Here is an 18,456-nt window from a genome sequence, read left to right on the forward strand (position 1 = left end):
GCGGCGCTCCGGCGTTCCCGCCCGACTCCGAACCTGGAGGCTCCATGACGACCGATGTGTTCATCGACTCCTTCGGCGCCCGCTGGCAGGACGCTCCCCCGCCCCGCTACCGCGCCGCCGTCCTCGGCATCAACCTGACCAACGCCCTGCTGAACCCGCCGGACGACCCGGCACTCGCCGATATCGTCGCCCAGCAGACCGGACGCGACGCCGGCGTACGCGACTACGTCCTGGGCACCCCGGGCGCGGCCCATATCATCACCGATGCCGTCCACGAACTGAGCGCACTGCGCGCCGCCGCGCACGATCGCCCGGTCCAGCTCCTGGTGAACTGCTGGTACGGCCGCCACCGCGCACCCGCCATCGCGGACGCCATCGGCCGCCGGATGCAAGAGACCGGCGCCCGCGTCCACGTCACCCACCACCACATCAACCGGCCACCGGTGCCCCGCAAACACCCGCGCCCCGACTGCCCGTTCTGCCGGATCATCCACGATGACGCACCAGCCACCATCGTCCACGAGTGGAACGACGCCCTCGCGATCGTGCCCCGCAGCGGCGGCTGCACCAACGGCCACCTCCTGGTCCTGCCACGCGGCCACGTCGCAGACTTCACGACCGACCCTGTCGTCTCCGCCACCGTGCAACTGCGTGCCGCCGAACTCGCCGCGCAGATCGGCGGACAGTGGAACTACCTCACCTCCTGCGGCCCGGACGCCACACAGACCGTGTTCCACCTGCACGGCCACCTCGTCCCCCGCACCACAGGCGACGGCCTCGCCCTCCCCTGGACTCACCCCACCGGCGAACAGGAGCCCACCTCCCAATGAAGCGACTCCTCCGCCGCTGCGGCCACGTCCCCGTCGCCCTCTCCCCCGAAGACCAGGCCGTCGCCGACCAGATCCGAGCGACGCTCACCGCCCTGCGCAGCCCGCAGCCCTGGGCCCCCGGAGGCGCCCAGGACATCGCCGTCAGCATCGGGCCGTTCTTCGAGCGCGCGCACACCCGGCCCGGCGGCGACGACGGCCCCGACCTGATCGCCGTCGCCCTGGTCCACCCCGACACCCCACACGCTGGCGCCCACCTCCACGGTCGCCGGCTTGGCTACACCGAGCGCGGCTGGCTGCGCTGCCAGACCACAACGACCCTCGGCCTCTGGCAGCCCGGCTACGCGATGCTCACCCACGCCGCCGCCAACCTTCCCCTACCCGACGACGTTGGCATGGACCCGGCGCACTACGCCCTCTACACCGAGGCCCGCCGACGCGACGACAGCCTCGACGGCTACACCCTGCTGCGCCACGGCCCGTACACCCAGACCCGGCACGCCCAACAGGACCACGACCGGATCACCACCGCGCTGGACGGGAGGGAGACCACCCTCGTCCACGAGCACCGCGTCAGCGTCCGGTACGCGCCGTTCGACGTCAGCGACCACCACCTGTTCGCCGACCCGTACGAGGCCGACGCCGTGGCGCTCCTAGACGCCGCCGTCGCGGGGGTGAGCGCGTGACTGCCCCGCCCCTGTACAAGATCGAAACCAGCGAGGGTGACGACGGCACCCTGTACCCCGTCAAACAGCTCTGGACGCCCGACGAAGGCGCGCCCGCATCCCGGGCGGTCTGAACACCCGAAGGCCCGGCACCCTCGCGGATGATCGCGAAGGTGCCGGGCCTTTTTGCGTTCGAGCAGGAACTTACGCGGTCAAACCTACTGCTCAGACTGAATGACATCCCGCAGAAGCACCGCGTACTCGTCCGGATGTTCCTCCCGCAGAATCTGCAGCAACAGCCGAGCCGACTCGGAGAAGACCGATAGCTCCATCTTGCGGTGTAGGTGATGAACGACGAAGACCGCGTCGCCGTACGGAAGCGGGCGGGGCTGGCTACCGTCGCTCTGTCCTGCAGCATCAGCCTCGTTCGGCGCTGACGTCTCCGGGTCCGGGGTATTAACGGCGTTAACGGTTTTGAGCTGACCGGGCTTCTCAGCGCCGGCCGTCTCCGGGGTATTAACGCCGTTAACGGTCGGTGCTGGGCTCCCTTCACCCAACTGCCGACGAGGGGAACGCTGACGAGGGGTCTTCGCCGCCGCCATGGCCTTCTGCGCGGCAGGCGCCTGCTTGTCCTTCGGCAGCCGGCCGATACGGCGGGCCGGCTCCACCTTCAGCTTCCCGGTCTCCACCGCCTTCTGCAGATCCGGCGCCAGCTCCAGCAGCGCCAGTCGTTGCGACACCCAGGCAGGCGTCTTGCCCAGCCGCTTGGCCACCCTTCCCTGAGAGCCATGAACCTCCACAAGCTGCTGGATCGCCTTGGCCTGGTCGAGCGGCGGCACGTCTACGCGGTGGACGTTGGCGATCAGCGCCGACTCCAGGATGTCGGATGCGCTCGCCGAGAGTTCGTCGTTGACGTCGATCCGGAGCTCGGTCAACCCGGCATGGGCTGCAGCCCTAAGCCTGCGGTTGCCGTCGATGACCACGTACGCGGCTTCACCGATCTGCTCCTGCTGATCGGGGTGCGCGCTCAGGAACGCTGCCCGCCGCGCGACAGTGACCGGCTGAATCTGCCCGCGGACGCGAAGCGACTCCGCGGTCTCCTCGATGTCGGTGTACTCATCACGAGGGTTGAACGGGTTGTGCGCCAACTCCCGCAACGGCACCGAAGCCGGCGGCCGCTTGCCCTCCCCGTTGATGATCTGTTGCCGCGTCCGTACACGCCGCGGCGGAGACTGCCCGCCGTCCGCGCCGTCCCCATCCATGGTGAAGCCGCGCGTCACGCGCTCCTGCGGAGCCTTCGCCTTGGTCTTCCTCATACCGCCAGTTCCTTCGCCAGGTCACGCATCGCCTGTGCGTGCTCGCTGTCAGGCGCGTACTCCAGCAGCGGGATCTCCCCGTCCGCAGCTTCGCGCCCTTCCTTCAGATCCCCGATGACCGCCAGCACCGACGGCGAACTGCTGAGCTCCCACTGGTCGCGGTTCTCCTTGACCAGCTTTCCGCGTCTGCTGTCGTAGGCGTTGATAACCAGACCGAGGTAGTCCACGGTGATGCGTCCCTTACGGCACAGGTCCTCCATCTGAGAACGGAGAAGCCGGAACGCCCGATGGGATGCCTTATTGGCCCAGACCGGTGTGATGACACCCGACCGGTCTGACAGTTCACCATCGCGGCGCCGGACGTAGTACAGCGCGGTGTCCATGTTCAGACCGAGGCTGGGCGGCCCGTCGATGATGATGACGTCATAGTCGCTCTCCAGCGGCTCCAGCGCTCGCTCCAGAGCAGCCTCGCTGAAAGAGACCTTGGATAGTGCCACGTCCCGCAGGAACGCGTCATCGCTGGCCGGCAGAAGGTGCAGCCGCTCCCCGAACCGCTCGTGGTCCAGAGCGACCAGCAGGTCATGGATGTCGCCCCTGGCGGTTCCGTCCATGTGCATCAGCAGTGTCTCGACATCGTCCTCGTACATGAGGTCCTCGAACCCGAGCTCTGCGGTGAGGTGCCCCTGCGGGTCGTAGTCGACGATCAGCACTCGGCGCCCCGCCTCGGCGAGAGCCTGAGCGATGCCGCTCGAAATGAACGTCTTGCCGACGCCGCCCTTCTGATTGGCCACTATGACCCGGACGACCGGCTGTTCCGTGAGCGGTGTGGTGGGTGAGGGGTGCGTGTCCAGCCAGAGTGTCAACGCCTGGGCCAGGCCTTGGACGTAGGTGACACCACGCTCCGCGCAGGTGGCCTTGAACCTGTCGGGTTCGCCGGCAGGAAGGAAGGTCCCCCACGTCTTGGCGCCATCGGTCTTCACCTCGGCTAGGCCGTCAGCTTCGTACCAGGCCTTGATCGCGTGCTCAGCCGCGTCCTGGATGTCCATTCCGTGCTCGAAAGCCCGGATCTTCAGGTGCCTGCGCAGCTGGGGAGTGAGAGCGGTGATTAGCTTTTCTCGCTCCCCTCTGGGGCTAGGGATACTCATGAGGCCGAACATTACTAGGTCGTTTCCGGGACAGGGAGCCACAGGGACGCGAAACACCCGCTTGGCCTCAGCACCACCGGTGCCCACTGCTGACTTATCAGCACCCGGCCTCGAGGATCACCGCCAGTCGTAACCGAGCCGCCCTCCGGTCGTTCACCTCCCAGAGTCGCTTCGTGACGGCTCCAGCTCAGCAAGCACCGCCCCGTGAGCGGTGCTTCGCATCGACAGCTGGCATACGCACCGCGTAATCACTGACGGCCATGCACGTCATCACCGACTGCCAGCGCCGGGTCACGGGACTGGCGCGGAAGCCGAACAATGCAGTCCCACAACCAGGCACGGGCCAATGCCGCCCGGCGTCGTCAGGCAGAAACCGGCGAGTCCTACGCGGCTGCCCTCGAAGCAGTCCGCTCGACCGGCTCCCCAAGCCCGACGTCAGCACCCACACGGGCGACGTCCCCGCTGGCAGAGACGTCGACTACTTCCACAAGCAACCCGTTCCCGAAGCCCTGACCGAGCTGGTGCGCTACCACTCCCATCGGATCAGCAAGTACCTGTACTTCGCGATGGACGAAGGCCACTGGCGCAACGACTTCGCCGAATGGCAAGCCATGACGCTGTACAAACTCACAGACGCCATGGCCCAACTACGCCTGATGATCGGCACGATCACTGCGTACCTGCGCGACGAGGGAGTCGACGAGTACTTCCTGCGCCGCTACCTCCAGGTCAACGAGGACCGCCAGGTCCAGGAATACCTCACGCCGCGAGCAGAGGAACACCTGGCAGGTCTGACCGGCAAGCCCGAACCGGAACACACCGGGGTCTGGCACTCCGTTGGCAGCGACATCGCTGCTCGAACGGGATGGAGCGCTGCGGACCGGCACGAAGCACTGGAAGCGGCTCTGCACGCCCACTTCTGCAACTACCCGGATGACGCCCAAGCCCTCGACCACCTGCCATCAGCACTCAAGGAGCAGGTCCTCACGCTGATCCCCCTCCTCAGAACGGTGAACACGACACCTCACGAGGCCGCCGACTGAACCAACCCGCACCCGGCGGAAAGCCTCACGAGCAGGCATACGCGCTTGGCCAAGACGTCCCTCAAACCAGAGGACCAGTGCAGTCAAGGCTCCAACGCCGGGTGGACCGAAGAGGTGAACACTGGACGCGACACCCCTCAACCAACCGGCCGCGCCGCTACGCTCTGAGAAGGCCTATCAGGAGGCCATCACTCACAGGCGCACCGTCCGACCAGGTGCCCAGCATGCTGATCGTGGGTGTGAAGGAGCCAGGCCCCGCCTCACACATACCAGCACACTCAGAACTCCGAACCTGAGTGCGCCGGGGTCGGACGGCGCACGGTTCAGGACCACCATGACCCACGGAAGCGCGCTTACGCAGAAGGCCCGCTACCGCTCCCACTGCACCGGCACCAGCCACCAGGCCAGCCTGCAGCGACTTGCCCCTGTGGTAGACCAGCACCCAGTGCCCAACGCGGGCCGCGATCAGTGCCTCCTTGAAGCCGGCGTCTTCGAGCGCCTCGGCGGCACCGTCGACTACTGCGCCCACCCCGCCGGCGTCGCCTTTACCCTGCCCGCCGCTGACCACCTGGCGATTCGACTGGACCCCAAGCTCGGCCCCCGCCACCGACTTCCCGAGCACACGGTCGGAGCCCTGCTACCGACCTGGTACACCGACGGCAAGGAGTCAGAAAGTCCTGGCGGCATGATCGGTGCCAGGCTTCACCGCATCGACGCGGACGGTCTTCACCTCGGCCTGGCCGGCACCGATGCCCGCGTCACCCTGACCGGGCCTACACAGGACCACTGGCTCTCGATCCTCGCTGATCACCGAGCCTGGTGCACAGAGCACGAGCTCACCCCCCTATGGGACGCGCCCGAACTGACCAGCCACGAACGTGACTACCTCGACCAAGACGCCACCTGGTGGCAGGAACGAGCAGATGCAGCGTGGGTCGGCAGCGGCCTGCTACGCCGCATCGCCCTCCTCCACACAGTCACGAAGCCGTACTGCGTCAAGTACTGGCAACACGGCCTCGGATGGAAATTCGAGCTCAATTACGAGCACGGCGTCACAGTGAACCACGACACACTCATCGACCACCTGACACACCCAAGGTGGGGGATGCCGCTCCAGGTGAAGCATGACTACTGCGCCTGCAAACCATGTGACTGCGACGGAGGCGCGGAGCGTTCCTGCTGGTTCAGACTCGTACCCCAGGGCGACCAGGGAGGGGTCTCCATTCACTTCCGCCGAACCAGGACCGGCTATAGGAACTCGGACGTGTATGAGCGGCTGGTTGCCGCAGGGGCCGAGCCAGTATGGCTTGAGCAGGCGCTGCCCACCCAACATGGCAGTGCGGCCGCGCGCCGTGACGCGCGTGTTTTTGTCCCGGGTGCAGAACTCAGGGGCTTGGCTCGGGTGACGGCGGACCCGAGCGCTTAGGGGGGAGCCCCTGGGGCCTCGACTCGCAGGTGTGCGAGCGGAACCCGTACGTGCGCTGCGGTCGCGGAGGGTTTCCGGGTTGCCGTAGTGGTCGCCCTCCACGGTGATCACGCTCTCCGCAGCGGCCATGGCCTCGGCCGCTTCCCGGCCCCCCTGAGGTCGGCGTACAGCGCGTTCGCCTGCGCCTGGACCGACGCCTCGCGGCTGTCGGCCCGGGACTGCCCCGCGTGCCCGCCCCTGCCCGGCCCACCAGCCGGGCAGGGGCGGGCACCCGTCAGGCCCCGAGGCTGAGGTGGCGTCGGCTGGAGTCGTACATCCGCCGCCAGGACAGCCCGTAATGCTCCCGGAGCGTCACGACCTGGATGGCGGCCCGGCGCTCCAGGAGCCGCGCGAGGTCGGAGGAGGTGACGGACAGCCAGTAGGGCCTGGCCCTCGGTCGCGGCTCGGTGTGCCCGGCCTCGCTGGCCCCGAGCGACTCCGGGGCGTAGGCGAGTTGGTCGCCTTCGACAGCAGCCGCGAGGCAGTCGCCGGGGTCGTACTTCATGGTTCAGCTGATCGTCGCGGCGTATCCACCGGACCGGCCGCCCCTCCTGCTTCGAGCACCTCTTCCCCCGAGGGGAGCCCATCCCGCTCGGCCGGGTCGGCTACGGCTTCGACAGGATCGAGTGCGTGCCGATGCGCCGCCAGACCACGTGGGGGGTGCCGGGGCGGCGTTCGGGCCCGTACTCCCAGGTGGCGCGCCCTGCGGGGCCGGTGCCTGCGGACCAGGTGAGTTCGTAGACGCCGGGTGCGCGCTGGACGCGCTTGACTGGTGGAGTACGTACGGGTTCGTTCGTGGCCGTCTGGCGTGTCGACGTCGCATTTCAGCTGGTAGATCGGCGTGCTGGGCCCGTTCACTCGATGGTGTGAGATCTCCGCAGTAACTCGCAGATTCTGCGAGTGATCGCCGTAATCTGCGGCTTTGTGTCGGATCTCGAAAGTCGCACCCTGTCGCTCGTACGCACCGTGCCGGAGCCAGGCGTGCCGGTGGACCCGGCCTCGGTGTCGGTCGAGGCCGGGCTCGCGGACGTCGTGACGCTTCAGCGGCGCCGACAGGCAAGGATCTCGGCGCACGACGAGGAGAGCTTCTTCCTGGACACGCTGTCGGAGTACCAGTGGGCCCGGGACGCGGCCGGGCTGGCGCAGGAGACGCTGGACGGGCTGATCAAGCCGGTGATCGAGGTCTGTGAGTTCTACGGCACGGTGCCGTGGCAACTCTCTTCCCGTGAGGTCGACCGGTACTTCGCCGGGCCGGGGAAGCGGGCCCAGTCGACGATGCGGTACAAGATCGGCAAGATCGACCGGTACTTCGCGTTCCTGGAGCAGCGGTACGCGGGCGAGATCATGAGCCGCTTCGGGGCTGTGGTCGAGTCGCCGATCGATCCGTTCAACAGGCCCCGGCACCGAGGCGACTTCGGGCTGAGAATCCCGCCGTCGCAGGCGGCGATGAAGATGTTCTTCGGCCGCTGGCGCGAGGACCTGCCCTGGGCGCGGAAGTACCTGGTCGCCTGCCGCGACTACGTGATGACGAAGATCGCCTACTTGTCGGGCGTCCGTGCGGCGGAGTTGTGCGGCGTCTGCATGGGGGACGTGCACTGGGAGCACGGTCAGTGGGGCCGGTTCGTCGTCCTGGGCAAGGGCGCGAGCGGTTCGGGACCGCGGCCGCGCGAGGCGTACCTGTTCCAGGAGGGCCGGGCTCTGCTGTGGTGGTACATCGAGCAGATCCGGGGTGAGTTCGGTGATGATGCCGAGCACCCGCGGGCGCCGTTGTGGCCGTCGGAGCGCAAGCCGACGGCGATCGCGGCGCTGAACCTTCCGATCGCGCCGGCGATCGTGCCCTCGACGTTCCGTCGCGCCCTGCACAGCGCGGCGGCGAGCTACCTGAGCGGGCCGGTCACCGACCTTTTCCCGCACCTTCTCCGGCACGCGTGCGCGACCCACAACTACGAGCGCGGGATGACGTTGTGGGAGGTACAGAAGGTCCTCGGACACGCCTGGGCAACCACGACTCTTCGGTACATGGCGACCGCGCAGGCCGATCCTGAGCACGCGAACGTGGAGGCCAGCTCCCGGGCGGCCCGACGACTGGTGATGGACAGGGGGAACCTGAGGTGAAGTGGAATCTGCGGATGGTGGCCGCGCAGCGCGATCTGTGGCGGCCGACCGAGGTGCTGGCTGCGTTCCGGCAGGTCGGGTTCAACCCGTCGCTGAGCAAGGTCGCCGCGCTGTGGGGCGGGACTCCGGTCACGGTGCGGTTGGAGGACCTGGACCTGATGTGCGCCGCGCTGGGCTGCACCGTCGCGGACCTGCTGCAGGCCGAGCCCCACGCCGGGACCCAGGCGGTGCCGGAGGAAGGGGAGCGGACGGCCGACGGCGCGGAGTTGCCGTCGGGGCCGGTGCGGCCGGTGCCGGGAAGCCGCCGGGGGAGTGGGCCGCGCTCGCTCCCGCCGAGCTGAGCGCCGGTGGCCGCGGACCGGGCAACGGCCCGGAGCTGTGCGGACTGTCTGGGCTGGGTCGTCCTCAACCAGCGGGGGGCCTGCGCCGGGTGCAGGCGCTGGCGACAGCACTACCGCGAGCGGGGAACGTGTCCGCGGTGCCGGCACGAGCGGCTGCTGAACTCCGACGGTCTGTGCCGCTCGTGCCTGCAGGCGATCCGGCTGCTGGACGACGCCGAGTGGGCTCTGGGCATCGAGGGGGCACCGCCGCGTGACCTCCAGCTGACAGTCGGCGTCTATCACGACCGCGCGGACTCAGCCCGCCAGCTGAGCCGGGCCGGCGGCACCGGTCCGCGGACCAGCGAGGTGTGGAACCTCAGACTCCGGCAGCAGCGCGCGGGCACCGAGCAGCGGCCCGCGGCGCTGGAGCCGGGCGCGTGGGGGCAGATCCCGCTGTTCACGATCCCCAGGACTCTGACCGCGGACACGGCCCGGGCGGTTGCGGGCCGTCCGGTGCCCGAGTGGGAGAAAGCCCAGGCGGTGCTGGAGGAGATCGCCGCCGAACAAGGGCTGAGCCGCGGGACCCGATACCGCAAGGCCGCGCTGCTGCGACTCGCGCTGGCGGTCCGCGCGGCCGAAGGCACCTGGCTGCTGCCCGAGGTGCTCCTGCGGGACCTGCCCGCCGGCCGCAACACGATTCGCCTCGTTCTCCAGCGGGCCGGGCTGCTGGCCTCCGAGCCGGAACCCCTGCGACTGTTCCCAGCAGTCCGCCGCCCACCCCGGACCGTGGCCGGCCGGGTGCCCTGGTGCCGGACGCCGCATTCGTGTGCGGACTGCCAGGCGTGGATGCCCTCTGGCCAGTACGGTTCCCGCTGCACTCCCTGTCAGCACTGGCACGCCAAGCTGGCGCGGAGCACCTGCACACGCTGCCACCGGCAGGAACTCCCGCTGCGGAAGGGACGCTGCCGCGGCTGCCGCCCATACCGTCTCCTTGACGACGCCCAGCCCACCACCAGCCAGTACACACAACTGCTGATCGACGTGCCCATCGGCGGATCCGGACCGCCCCCGCCGATCCCGGCCGACGAACCGTCCCACGCGGACCTGCCACCCGCACCGGCGCACACCGCGGCCGGGCAGGAGCAGCTGTTCGCCATTCGACGCGACTGGAAGCGGCTGCTGCCGCGCCTCCAAGGCCGGAACACGGCCGAACTGATGCTGACCGGGACGGCCACACGGCTGGTCGAGGACTTCAGCCGGGTTCTGCACGAGCGGCAGTCACCCAGTCACAACAGCAACATCCGCACCCTGAGCATCATCCTCTACTGGTGCGGCGCCCAAGCAGCCATCTCTGAGCGGGACATCCACGACCTGGCCCGGACCGGCCCAGACCTCAAGGCCAAGACCGTCTGCCAATTCCTGCGCGACCGGGGCATCCTCCTCCAGGACCCCGACCTCCACCGCGACGTCGATCGGACATGGATCGACACCACCCTCGCCGCGCTGCCGGAGGTCCTCGCCGACGAGGTAGGACAGTGGGTGAAGGTGCTGCGAAGCCGGGGCCGCCACGAGGGCGAGGGCCGCGGCTACGACGCGATCCGCCCGTACCTGGCCTCCCTCCAGCCCGTGCTCAGCACCTGGGCGCAGGCAGGTGACCTCTCGCTTCGAGAGGTCACCCGGCAGCACGTCGACGCGGCCGTGGACGGCTATGTCGGACGTGCCCGCAGGCAGCTCGCCCTCGCCCTGCGCAGCTTGTTCGCAACACTGAAGCGGGAACGGGTGGTCTTCCGCGACCCCGTCCAGCACCTTCGCGTCGGGAACCCGACAGGCATCCCGAAGCCCGTCCCCCAGCGACCTGCTGGCCGGCGCCTTGCAGCAGACGAAGACCCCGCTCGGGCGTCTGGTCCTCGTCCTGGCCGCAGTCCACGCCGTGCCCGTTCACGAACTCCGCACGATCCTGACCTGCGACCTGGACCTCGCACGCGGCACCCTCGTCATCCGACGCGGCCTTCGACGGCACACCCTCTACCTGGAGGAACTCACCCACCAGATCGCCGCCGACTGGCTTGACTACCGACACCGCCGCTGGCCCGCCTCGACCAACCCCCGCCTGCTCGTCAGCCAGAGATCGGCGCTCGACCCCGACCACCCCGCCGTCGGGACGACCCTGCTCCGTGCCGACCTGCCCCAAGGGCTCACCCTGGTCCGCCTGCGCCAGGACCGCATTCTCAACGAAGCAGCAGAAACAGCGGACCCCCTCCGGCTGATGAGGCTCTTCGGGATCACGGAAAAGACCGCCATGCACTATGTCACCGCGGCCCATCCCGAACGCACGGCGAAGCTGCCCCGGTGACGCTCAGCAGAGCCCGCCCTCTAGAAGGGAGGATCGTTGGGGCCCCGGCCAGCCTGCGCGGCCGCATCACGCCGTCGGCTGGCCGCATGCTGTTCGGCGAGGGAGGGCATTCCGGCGATGGCTTCAGCGGCGCGGCCATGCCGGATGAGCAGCTCGGCCACTTCCGACGGCCGCACTTCGGTGTCCGCTCTTAGCAGGGCGAGGGCCTCCTCAACGCGCCCCATCTCATCGAGGATCCACGCCTTGCTGACCGTCAGGCCGTACACGTCCCGTGGCAGCGTCCCCGCGTAGGCGAGGGCCTCCTCGTGCCGGCCAGCCTCGCCCAGCAACCAGATCCGGTTCGAGCTGAACCAGGACGAGTGCTCCTCGACGAACTCAGCACTGCGCTCGTCGAGGAGCGCCAGAGCATCGTCCAGCCGGCCTGCCTCATGCAGCAGGTGAATGACGCCCTCGAAAAGGCAGGCATCGTGGTAATCGAACGTCGGGCGACCCACCTCGATGGCTTCCTCGATCCGACCTTGGCGGCCCAGCAGTTCGATCAGAGGCCAGCGGAACCGGTCCGGATACTCGGCGGCTGCGATGAAACGCCGCAGCACAGCCTCCGCCTCACCTGCCTGCCCGTCGTCTTCAAGCGCCCGCGCGTAGTGCGCGAGCGTCTCACCCGCACGCTCGCCGGTGCCCAGCACACGCAACTCCTCCACATACCCGTGGCGCCGCAGGAGCTCGGCGTAGGCGATCAGCGTGTTCTGGACCACGAAATGCCCGGCTACGATGTCTGCCCCAAGTATCCGTACGGCTTCATCGACCCGGCCCGCACGCTCCAGGACTTGGGCTTGGAGATCTTGCGCGTTGCTGGGGTGAAAGCCCCAACGCTTCTCGCCGCGGGCGCTGCGGGCCCGCTCAGCGTGCGGGGCGATCAGCTCCAGGACCTGTTCATCACGGCCCTGTCCCTTTGTCAGCTCGACGAGGGTGGACAGAATCCACCTCCTGTCCAGATGCGGTGTGAGTACGGTGATCGCCTCGTTTAGCTGGCCCGCCTTGGCCAGCAGTTCCGCGAAGTTGTGGCGCACCCACTCCGAGGCAAGGCCTTCCTCGTCCGGGCGGACGGCGTCCAGTGCCTGCTGCACCCTCCCCGCCTCGAGCAGGACCTCGGCCCCCTCCCAGCGCGCCCGGTTCCACCCAGCCTCGATGAACGGCTCCAGCACGCCCAAGGCCCGCTCGACCTCGCCCGCCCGGGACAGCTCACGAGCCGCCGCCTGGGCGCAGAACCACTCCCCCCGCTCCGATGCGGCCTGAACCAGCAGCTCCACCTCCCCCTGCTCCACGAGCATGGTGACCAGGCGAGGAGATATTCCGCCGAGTGTCCGTGACTGCCATTCAAGATCCTCAAGGTTCACGGGCCTGAGCGTACGGGCGACTACTGACAGGCTGCATCGACCAACTGCCGGAACCCACTCCTTCTACGCCGGAAACACAGGCTGGCGGACGAGTTCCCCGTCAGACCCCTGCCAGATTCCGCGAACCCGAGCGCTTCGCGGAGGCCGGCGCGGAAGCGGCCGGTGCGCAGGTCCTCGACGAAGGCCGCCACGGTCCGGCGGAACCGGCGGCGCTGCTCTGGGGTGAGGCGGCCCAGGTCGTTGTTGAAGCGGGGCAGGGTCTCGTAGGTGGGCACGGTGAACCTCCAGGACGCACGAAGCCCCCGGCCGGAGTCGGCCGGGGGCGGTGGTGGCTGTTCGTGTTGAAGGGCGTCGGTGACGCGGTGTGCTCAGCGGTGGTGGGCGGTTGGGGAAGAGGTGCGTTGGTGCGCGTTGGATGGCGTTGGAGTCGGCTCGGGGCGGATTTCGTGGTGGGCGGTGCTGGTGTGGTGGTGGCGCAGTATTCGCACGGCCCGGGTCAGCCGCTGTAGCGGGCGTTCATCAGGTCGAACCACTTCTGCTTGTCGGCCGGATCGTTGGCGCAGCTGGTGCAGTGGGGCAGGTAGTCGGTCCGGGTGGGGTACGGCACGTTCGAGCGGACTTCGACGGTCGGGCGCAGCGTGAGGGGGCGGCCGCACAGCGGGCAGAGGTCTCCGTGGAGGAGGTTCGTATTCATGCGGCGGACTGTGCACACACCGGCGGCTTACCGTCTCGGGTTGGCGTCGCGGCCCGTCTGGCGGGCTGGGCGGTAAAGATCTGGTGATGGCCTCCCGCCCGGCGGGACCGACCCCGGATCACGCTTTTGTGCAGGTCAGCGCCGGGGTTCCATGTGGTGATGATCAGCATGTCGCCAGTTCGCCCAGGGGCCGGGGTGCGCTACCTCTTCCGTGGCGTGATGGTCGGCGACGGCCACCGCAAGGCGGGCACACCGTTGCGCGCCGCCCAGGACGAAGCCGGTGTCCCGCCCGGCGTGTGGAAGGGCCGGGGCCTGGCAGCGCTCGGCCTGACGGCTGGGGACGTGGTGACCGAGCGGCAGGCCGAACTCCTCCTGGGGGAGGGCCGGCACCCGGACGCCGACCGGATCGAGCGCGAGCTCCTGGCGCAGGGCAAGACCCCGGAGCAGGCCCGGCGGGCGACCGTGCTGGGCAGGCCCATCGAGCACAACCGCTCACCCGAGACCGACAAGGCCAAGGAGCGCACCCCCTGGCTGGCCTTCGACTTGGTGTTCCGGCCCCCGCCGACGGCACACCTCGCGTGGGCCCTGATGGACGACTGGCACCGCCGGGTGCTGGAGCTGTGCGACGACGTCGCTCAGGACAAGACGCTGGCGTGGCTGGAGGAGTCGGTCGCGGAGATCCGCTCGAAGGCCGGCGGCAAGCAGCGGGCCCGGGTCAAGGACGGGCTGATCGTCGCGGTGTTCCGGCACTACGAGTCCAGAGCCACGGAATCGAGGCCCCTGCTCCACGCGCACGCGGTCGTGTCGGTCCGCGCCCGGCGGCCGCACGACGGGAAGTGGGGCAACCTGTCGGCGGACTCGCTGATGACCCACATAGTCGCCGCTGACACCCTCTACACCTTGTACTTCATGGAGGAGGTGTCCGCCCGGCTCGGGTGGGCGTGGGAGCCGCGCGAGGTGACGCCCGGCCGCCGGCCCGTCATGGACATCGCCGGGATCGACCGACGTCTCATCGGTTGGCAGTCGACCCGCCGCCAGCAGATCGAGGACGCCCTGTCCGTCCTCACGGACAAGTACGAGGAGCAGCAGGGGCACGCGCCGGGGGAGAAGGCCGGCTACGCGCTGGCCTGCCAGGCCGCCGACCAGACACGCTCACCGAAGCGCAAGGAGCTGCTGTCGCTGACCGAGCTCCGCAGGCGATGGCGGGAATCGGCGATCCGGGCGTTCGGCGCCGACGTCGTCGACCGGCTGGCGGAGCGGGCGAGGGCGGCGGCCGCGGCGGTGTGGGCGCGGGTACGGCCGGTGGTCGACATAGCACTGGCGGCCGTCGACGTCGTCGCCGTGGTGTACGTGATGCGCGGCGCGTTCAAACGCCACCACCTGCTCGCCGAAGCCCGCCGCCACCTCTCCTACGTCCTGCGCGGCCGACCCCACGAGCCCGGCCTGGACGAACAGATCGTGCAGACGGTCGTCGACGACTACACCCGCCCGGCGAGCCGGCGGATGATGACCGCCGACCTGCGCGCCCTCTACCCGCACGACACCGAGGACCAGGCCGTGCTGCGCCCGCTGACCCGCAAGCGGACCGCCTCGCTGTACGAGCGAGCCCGCCTCGCCGCCGACGCCCTGGCCGCCCGGGTCCACGCGGTGCGCCGTGCGGAGCGGCTGGGCTCCCGTACCCGACCACGCGCTGTCGCCGTGCCCGCCGCCTCGAGGACGCATCCGCGGCCGTTCCGCAACGGTCCGAAGGACGGCCGCCTCCTGGAGCCGGAGACCGGCGTCGACACGGTGGAACGAACGCGCCAGACCTTGGAAGCCGCCGCCGCGCAGTTGGCCGCCACGCTCCAGGACAGCCGGCGGGCACGCGAAGCCGCCCACGGCCCTCGCCCGCAGCCCACCCCGGCGACGGCCCCGTCGCCGCACACCCAGCAGCCCGGCGTCCAGCACACCCCGGGCCGACGTTCAGGAGGAGTCGCGTGAGCACCCCGGAAGAACTGCCCAACCCCGACGACGCACTCGCCCGCGCCCGCGCGGCCCGCCCGGAGATGGCCGCCGCGCTCGACGAGGACCTGGGGTGGCAGCCGGTCTGGAAGCGGCCCCGGAAGTTCAAGTCGAAGGCGGACCAGAAGAAGGAGCTGCGCAAGCAGCGGGAGCGGCTCCGGGACGCAGGGAAGCGCCGTCTCGCCGCGGCGAACTCGCGACGGCCCCGCTCCCGGCAGAGCAGGATCGGGAACGCGGCCGCGCGCCGGGATGCCCGCGCCCTGTCCCGGGTGCGGCACTCCAACGCCTGGCTGTGGTGACGATGCCGAGCATCGTCGACCGAGTGGACCCCACGATGTTCTGCATCCAGTGACGATGCACGACATCGAGTGGGCTCCACTCAGTGGGCTCCACCCGATGGGCTCCACCGAGTGGACTCCACTCCGGTGCGCCGGATGACGATGGACTCCACCGTGGAGCGCACCGCATCGGTGCGCCACCGCACCCGGTGCGCCGCACCGTCCGGCGATGCCCGGCACTCGCGCGCGCCGGTGCGCCGCATCCGATGCAGCGCACCGCATCGGTGCGCCCACCGCCGGCCGCCCCCTCCATCAGGTGCGGCCGGGCGCGCACGCCCCCCTTGTCCAGCTCCGCTACACCCCCTTGTCCGGCTCTGCTACCGCGACGTTTTCCCTTGACCTCGCCCGTTTCTGCTCGCGATCAGGTCGCGGTCAAGGGGGTGTGTGATATAGGGGCCCGCCCCGGCCGTGGCGCGCCCGGTGCGGTGATGCCGGTGGAGCGCACCGAGGTGGCGCGGCGCGGTGGAGCGCACCGAGGTGGTGCGGCGCGGCGCGGTGGAGCGGTGGAACGCACCACGGCGCCGCGCCGGTGACGCGCGCCGCGCCGCACCACCGCCGTCCTGGAGGTGTGGCTACGCGGTGGTGCGGTGCGCCTCCATCGCCTGCTTCATCCCCGCGGCCTCCAGCTGTCGCAGGACGTCGGCGACGTCGCCGTGGTCTTCGGTGAGGATGTTCTCGGTGAAGCGGACGATGGTCTGGGCGATGCCCGGCGGGAAAGCCAGGCAGGCGCCGTCGGCGTGGCACAGGACCTCCAGGAGCAGTCGCCCGAGTGCCGCTGCCAGGAAGGAGTGCGCACACGGCTCCCCGTCGCAGTCGTCCACGGCGGTGACCGGGATGAAGATGCGCGCGGCGACGTCCAGGAGCAGCCGGCGCAGCTCCGGGCCCGTGTCGTCGGCGACCGCGCAGGCGGTGTCGATGTCGTCGGCCTGCAACGCCCGGATGTAGGCGAAGGCGTCAGCGACGTCGTCCGGCTCCATCGGGGCGAGCGGCACGGTGATGGTGTTCTCGGGCATGGGTGCTCCTCACGTTCGTGCCGCCCCTGCTGATTGCGGCGGCCTCGAAGACACCCTCGAACTGCGGCCCTGTGGACAGAGTCCGGCCACCGGCGGGGGGAGAACTCTCCCCCCGCCGGTTGATCACGATGCGGTCACGACGGAGGGGTTTTCCGAGGTCGGCGTCACACGAAGCCCGAAAACCGAACCTGTACAAGGTGAATGGCGGGATAGGCCCGCCCCACCTCCAGGAGCATCCCTTGGCGACCGCCGGCGATCCCGAGCAGCCCCTTGACCGGACCGAACAGGCCCCCTCCGTGGACCCCTCCATCACCCCCTCCGCGCCCCGTCACCACGGGCCGGACGTTTCCGCAGGTCAGGCACGGCGGACAGGGGGTCGCCGCAGGTCCGACAACCCTCATGTAGATGTAGCAAGGAAGCCAAAGCACAGGAGGACTTCGACCGAGCCTCGACGCCGGGAGCTCCTGCAAGCACTGGGAATCTTCCAGAGGGCTACGCCCGACCAGCTGTGGAAGCTGACCCGGCCGGACAACCAGCACGACAAGCTCGTACGGGACAACCTCCTGGATCTGGAGGACCACCACCTGGTGAGGATCGAAGCGGTCCGGGACGACCAGCGGCAGGTGTGGGTGCTGACCAAGCGAGGACACGGCGAGGCGAAGAAGCTGCTGGAGCCGAAGGGCATACGGGTCTCGGCACTGCGCGAGAAGAAGTACGACCCGGTCACCGGGAAACTGCTCGGCACCAGCTACGACGACCACGCGGCGGCGGTCACCTCGACGGCCGCCGAACTCCACCGTGCAGGCATCGGCCACCGGCTCGGCTTCCAGACCGAGATCGGGCACCGGCTCGCGGACGGGTACGTGCAGCGGGCCGACCTGGTGGTGAGGGCGCCGGAGGCCGAGGTGCCGGTCATGCTGCTGGAGATCGACCGCCGCTCCGAGGACGCACACGACCTGGTGCAGAAGCTGCGCCGGTACTGGCAGTGGGGCCGGCTGCTCCCGAAGGACGCGGCCAAGCGCACCGTGGACCTGGTCCGCTCCCGGCCGGGCGCGATCGAGGACGTCGACCACGAGCTGCGGCTGTGGCGCAGGTTCTACCCGCCGACCGGCCGGGAGGGCCTGGTCCCGCTCGCGTTCGTGTTCGCGGACACCACCGAGGCGAAGGTCGCCAACACGGTCGCCGTGCTGGAGGAGGCCGGCCGCCGCTACTGGGCGCCGCGCCGGTACGACACCCTCTACCCGAAGGCGGTCACCGCGCGGGACTACCGCCAGGCGGTGCCCGTCGTCGTCACCACCCTGGAGCAGCTCCAGGAGCACGGCGCCGGTGCGGCGGTGTGGCGGCGGCTGGGACGGACCGGGGAGCAGACGCTGACGGCCGCGCTCGACAACCCAGACGGGCACGCCCTCTACCTAGCCCAGGAGGCCCGCGCCGACGCGGAGGACCAGCAGCGCCGCGCCGCGCAGCGGGAGGCGGAGCGGCCGGTGTGCACGCGGTGCGGGCGGAAGTTCACGGACGAACGCTGGGAGGAGATCACTGTGCACCGGACTGCCGTGCGGGCCGGGGACAAGTCCGTGTGCGGCCCGTGCCGCGCCGACGACGTCGCCCGCGAGGAAGCCGCCGCCGAAGCCGCCCGCCTCGAGGCCGCCCGCCCGCCGGAGCCGGAGCCGGAGGACGACTCGGGCCGGGGCCGCGGATGGTTCCGCCGGCGGAACTGACGGAAGGGGTACAAGTACCAGCTGGCCGCCGGAGACCTCGCCCGTT

The 18,456-nt window shown here is 69.7% G+C and carries 17 protein-coding genes; 10 read left to right on the forward strand and 7 right to left on the reverse strand.

Annotated elements, in window-relative coordinates:
* Positions 1 to 44 precede the first annotated feature (44 nt).
* Together ACIQR3_RS33735 and ACIQR3_RS33740 are read left to right on the forward strand one after the other, a co-directional pair.
* Complete coding sequence (locus ACIQR3_RS33735; protein ID WP_403544771.1) at positions 45 to 830, forward strand: HIT family protein; 786 nt, start codon at positions 45 to 47, stop codon at positions 828 to 830.
* Positions 827 to 1,513 (forward strand): hypothetical protein, encoded by a 687-nt coding sequence (locus ACIQR3_RS33740; protein ID WP_403544773.1) that lies wholly within the window; start codon positions 827 to 829, stop codon positions 1,511 to 1,513. Before ACIQR3_RS33735 ends, ACIQR3_RS33740 begins: the two co-directional genes overlap by 4 nt.
* Before the next feature lie 197 nt (positions 1,514 to 1,710).
* On the opposite strand, the gene ACIQR3_RS33745 is transcribed toward ACIQR3_RS33740, so the two are convergent.
* The gene (locus ACIQR3_RS33745; protein ID WP_403544774.1) at positions 1,711 to 2,808 is read right to left on the reverse strand and encodes a ParB/RepB/Spo0J family partition protein; all 1,098 of its coding nucleotides are present in this window, start codon (positions 2,806 to 2,808) and stop codon (positions 1,711 to 1,713) included.
* Complete coding sequence (locus tag ACIQR3_RS33750; protein ID WP_403544775.1) at positions 2,805 to 3,953, reverse strand: ParA family protein; 1,149 nt, start codon at positions 3,951 to 3,953, stop codon at positions 2,805 to 2,807. The genes ACIQR3_RS33745 and ACIQR3_RS33750 overlap by 4 nt, the downstream gene beginning before the upstream one ends.
* Positions 3,954 to 4,213: 260 nt before the next feature.
* Here ACIQR3_RS33750 and ACIQR3_RS33755 point away from each other — a divergent pair, with 260 nt between their 5' ends.
* The gene (locus ACIQR3_RS33755) at positions 4,214 to 4,996 is read left to right on the forward strand and encodes a hypothetical protein (protein ID WP_403544776.1); all 783 of its coding nucleotides are present in this window, start codon (positions 4,214 to 4,216) and stop codon (positions 4,994 to 4,996) included.
* Positions 4,997 to 5,330: 334 nt separating this feature from the next.
* On the forward strand, positions 5,331 to 6,422 hold the full coding sequence (locus ACIQR3_RS33760; RefSeq protein WP_403544777.1) for a hypothetical protein: 1,092 nt from the start codon (positions 5,331 to 5,333) through the stop codon (positions 6,420 to 6,422).
* 274 nt (positions 6,423 to 6,696) lie between these two features.
* On the opposite strand, the gene ACIQR3_RS33765 is transcribed toward ACIQR3_RS33760, so the two are convergent.
* Entirely contained in the window at positions 6,697 to 6,966 is a 270-nt protein-coding gene (locus ACIQR3_RS33765; protein WP_403544778.1) for a hypothetical protein, read from the reverse strand.
* Between the two features lie 482 nt (positions 6,967 to 7,448).
* On the opposite strand from ACIQR3_RS33765, the gene ACIQR3_RS33770 reads away from it, so the two are divergent.
* Genes ACIQR3_RS33770 through ACIQR3_RS33780 form a run of 3 tightly spaced genes read left to right on the forward strand, consistent with a single transcriptional unit; the run spans position 7,449 to position 10,966 of the window.
* A complete protein-coding gene (locus ACIQR3_RS33770) occupies positions 7,449 to 8,576 on the forward strand; it encodes a site-specific integrase (protein WP_403544821.1) in 1,128 nt (375 codons plus the stop codon).
* Complete coding sequence (locus ACIQR3_RS33775; RefSeq protein ID WP_007453321.1) at positions 8,573 to 8,917, forward strand: helix-turn-helix transcriptional regulator; 345 nt, start codon at positions 8,573 to 8,575, stop codon at positions 8,915 to 8,917. Before ACIQR3_RS33770 ends, ACIQR3_RS33775 begins: the two co-directional genes overlap by 4 nt.
* A 6-nt stretch (positions 8,918 to 8,923) precedes the next feature.
* Complete coding sequence (locus ACIQR3_RS33780) at positions 8,924 to 10,966, forward strand: hypothetical protein (protein WP_403544780.1); 2,043 nt, start codon at positions 8,924 to 8,926, stop codon at positions 10,964 to 10,966.
* A gap of 303 nt (positions 10,967 to 11,269) precedes the next feature.
* On the opposite strand, the gene ACIQR3_RS33785 is transcribed toward ACIQR3_RS33780, so the two are convergent.
* The 3 genes from ACIQR3_RS33785 to ACIQR3_RS33795 form a co-directional block, all read right to left on the reverse strand.
* Positions 11,270 to 12,646, reverse strand: a complete 1,377-nt coding sequence (locus ACIQR3_RS33785) for a hypothetical protein (RefSeq protein ID WP_403544782.1) — start codon at positions 12,644 to 12,646, stop codon at positions 11,270 to 11,272.
* A 20-nt stretch (positions 12,647 to 12,666) separates the two neighbouring features.
* Positions 12,667 to 12,921, reverse strand: a complete 255-nt coding sequence (locus tag ACIQR3_RS33790; RefSeq protein ID WP_403544783.1) for a hypothetical protein — start codon at positions 12,919 to 12,921, stop codon at positions 12,667 to 12,669.
* A 221-nt stretch (positions 12,922 to 13,142) separates the two neighbouring features.
* Positions 13,143 to 13,340 carry a hypothetical protein gene (locus ACIQR3_RS33795; RefSeq protein ID WP_403544785.1) on the reverse strand — a complete coding sequence of 66 codons (198 nt, stop codon included), beginning with the start codon at positions 13,338 to 13,340 and terminating at the stop codon, positions 13,143 to 13,145.
* Positions 13,341 to 13,499: 159 nt separating this feature from the next.
* On the opposite strand from ACIQR3_RS33795, the gene mobF reads away from it, so the two are divergent.
* Both mobF and ACIQR3_RS33805 read left to right on the forward strand, forming a co-directional pair.
* A complete protein-coding gene (gene mobF / locus ACIQR3_RS33800) occupies positions 13,500 to 15,320 on the forward strand; it encodes a MobF family relaxase (RefSeq protein ID WP_403544787.1) in 1,821 nt (606 codons plus the stop codon).
* Positions 15,317 to 15,640 (forward strand): hypothetical protein, encoded by a 324-nt coding sequence (locus ACIQR3_RS33805; protein ID WP_403544789.1) that lies wholly within the window; start codon positions 15,317 to 15,319, stop codon positions 15,638 to 15,640. The genes mobF and ACIQR3_RS33805 overlap by 4 nt, the downstream gene beginning before the upstream one ends.
* A gap of 611 nt (positions 15,641 to 16,251) precedes the next feature.
* On the opposite strand, the gene ACIQR3_RS33810 is transcribed toward ACIQR3_RS33805, so the two are convergent.
* Positions 16,252 to 16,692, reverse strand: a complete 441-nt coding sequence (locus ACIQR3_RS33810) for a hypothetical protein (protein WP_403544791.1) — start codon at positions 16,690 to 16,692, stop codon at positions 16,252 to 16,254.
* A gap of 515 nt (positions 16,693 to 17,207) precedes the next feature.
* On the opposite strand from ACIQR3_RS33810, the gene ACIQR3_RS33815 reads away from it, so the two are divergent.
* Complete coding sequence (locus ACIQR3_RS33815; RefSeq protein ID WP_403544823.1) at positions 17,208 to 18,410, forward strand: hypothetical protein; 1,203 nt, start codon at positions 17,208 to 17,210, stop codon at positions 18,408 to 18,410.
* The last annotated feature ends 46 nt before the right edge of the window (positions 18,411 to 18,456 follow it).

Source organism: Streptomyces sp. NPDC090994 (assembly GCF_044768905.1).
Lineage (GTDB): Bacteria > Actinomycetota > Actinomycetes > Streptomycetales > Streptomycetaceae > Streptomyces.

Bases quoted from the DNA above. Each gene is read 5' to 3' on its own strand.
- ACIQR3_RS33735 (WP_403544771.1), top strand. From the start codon at position 45: ATGACGACCGATGTGTTCATCGACTCCTTCGGCGCCCGCTGGCAGGAC.
- ACIQR3_RS33740 (WP_403544773.1), top strand. From the start codon at position 827: ATGAAGCGACTCCTCCGCCGCTGCGGCCACGTCCCCGTCGCCCTCTCC.
- ACIQR3_RS33745 (WP_403544774.1), bottom strand. From the start codon at position 2,808: ATGAGGAAGACCAAGGCGAAGGCTCCGCAGGAGCGCGTGACGCGCGGC.
- ACIQR3_RS33750 (WP_403544775.1), bottom strand. From the start codon at position 3,953: ATGAGTATCCCTAGCCCCAGAGGGGAGCGAGAAAAGCTAATCACCGCT.
- ACIQR3_RS33755 (WP_403544776.1), top strand. From the start codon at position 4,214: ATGCACGTCATCACCGACTGCCAGCGCCGGGTCACGGGACTGGCGCGG.
- ACIQR3_RS33760 (WP_403544777.1), top strand. From the start codon at position 5,331: ATGACCCACGGAAGCGCGCTTACGCAGAAGGCCCGCTACCGCTCCCAC.
- ACIQR3_RS33765 (WP_403544778.1), bottom strand. From the start codon at position 6,966: ATGAAGTACGACCCCGGCGACTGCCTCGCGGCTGCTGTCGAAGGCGAC.
- ACIQR3_RS33795 (WP_403544785.1), bottom strand. From the start codon at position 13,340: ATGAATACGAACCTCCTCCACGGAGACCTCTGCCCGCTGTGCGGCCGC.
- mobF (WP_403544787.1), top strand. From the start codon at position 13,500: ATGATCAGCATGTCGCCAGTTCGCCCAGGGGCCGGGGTGCGCTACCTC.
- ACIQR3_RS33810 (WP_403544791.1), bottom strand. From the start codon at position 16,692: ATGCCCGAGAACACCATCACCGTGCCGCTCGCCCCGATGGAGCCGGAC.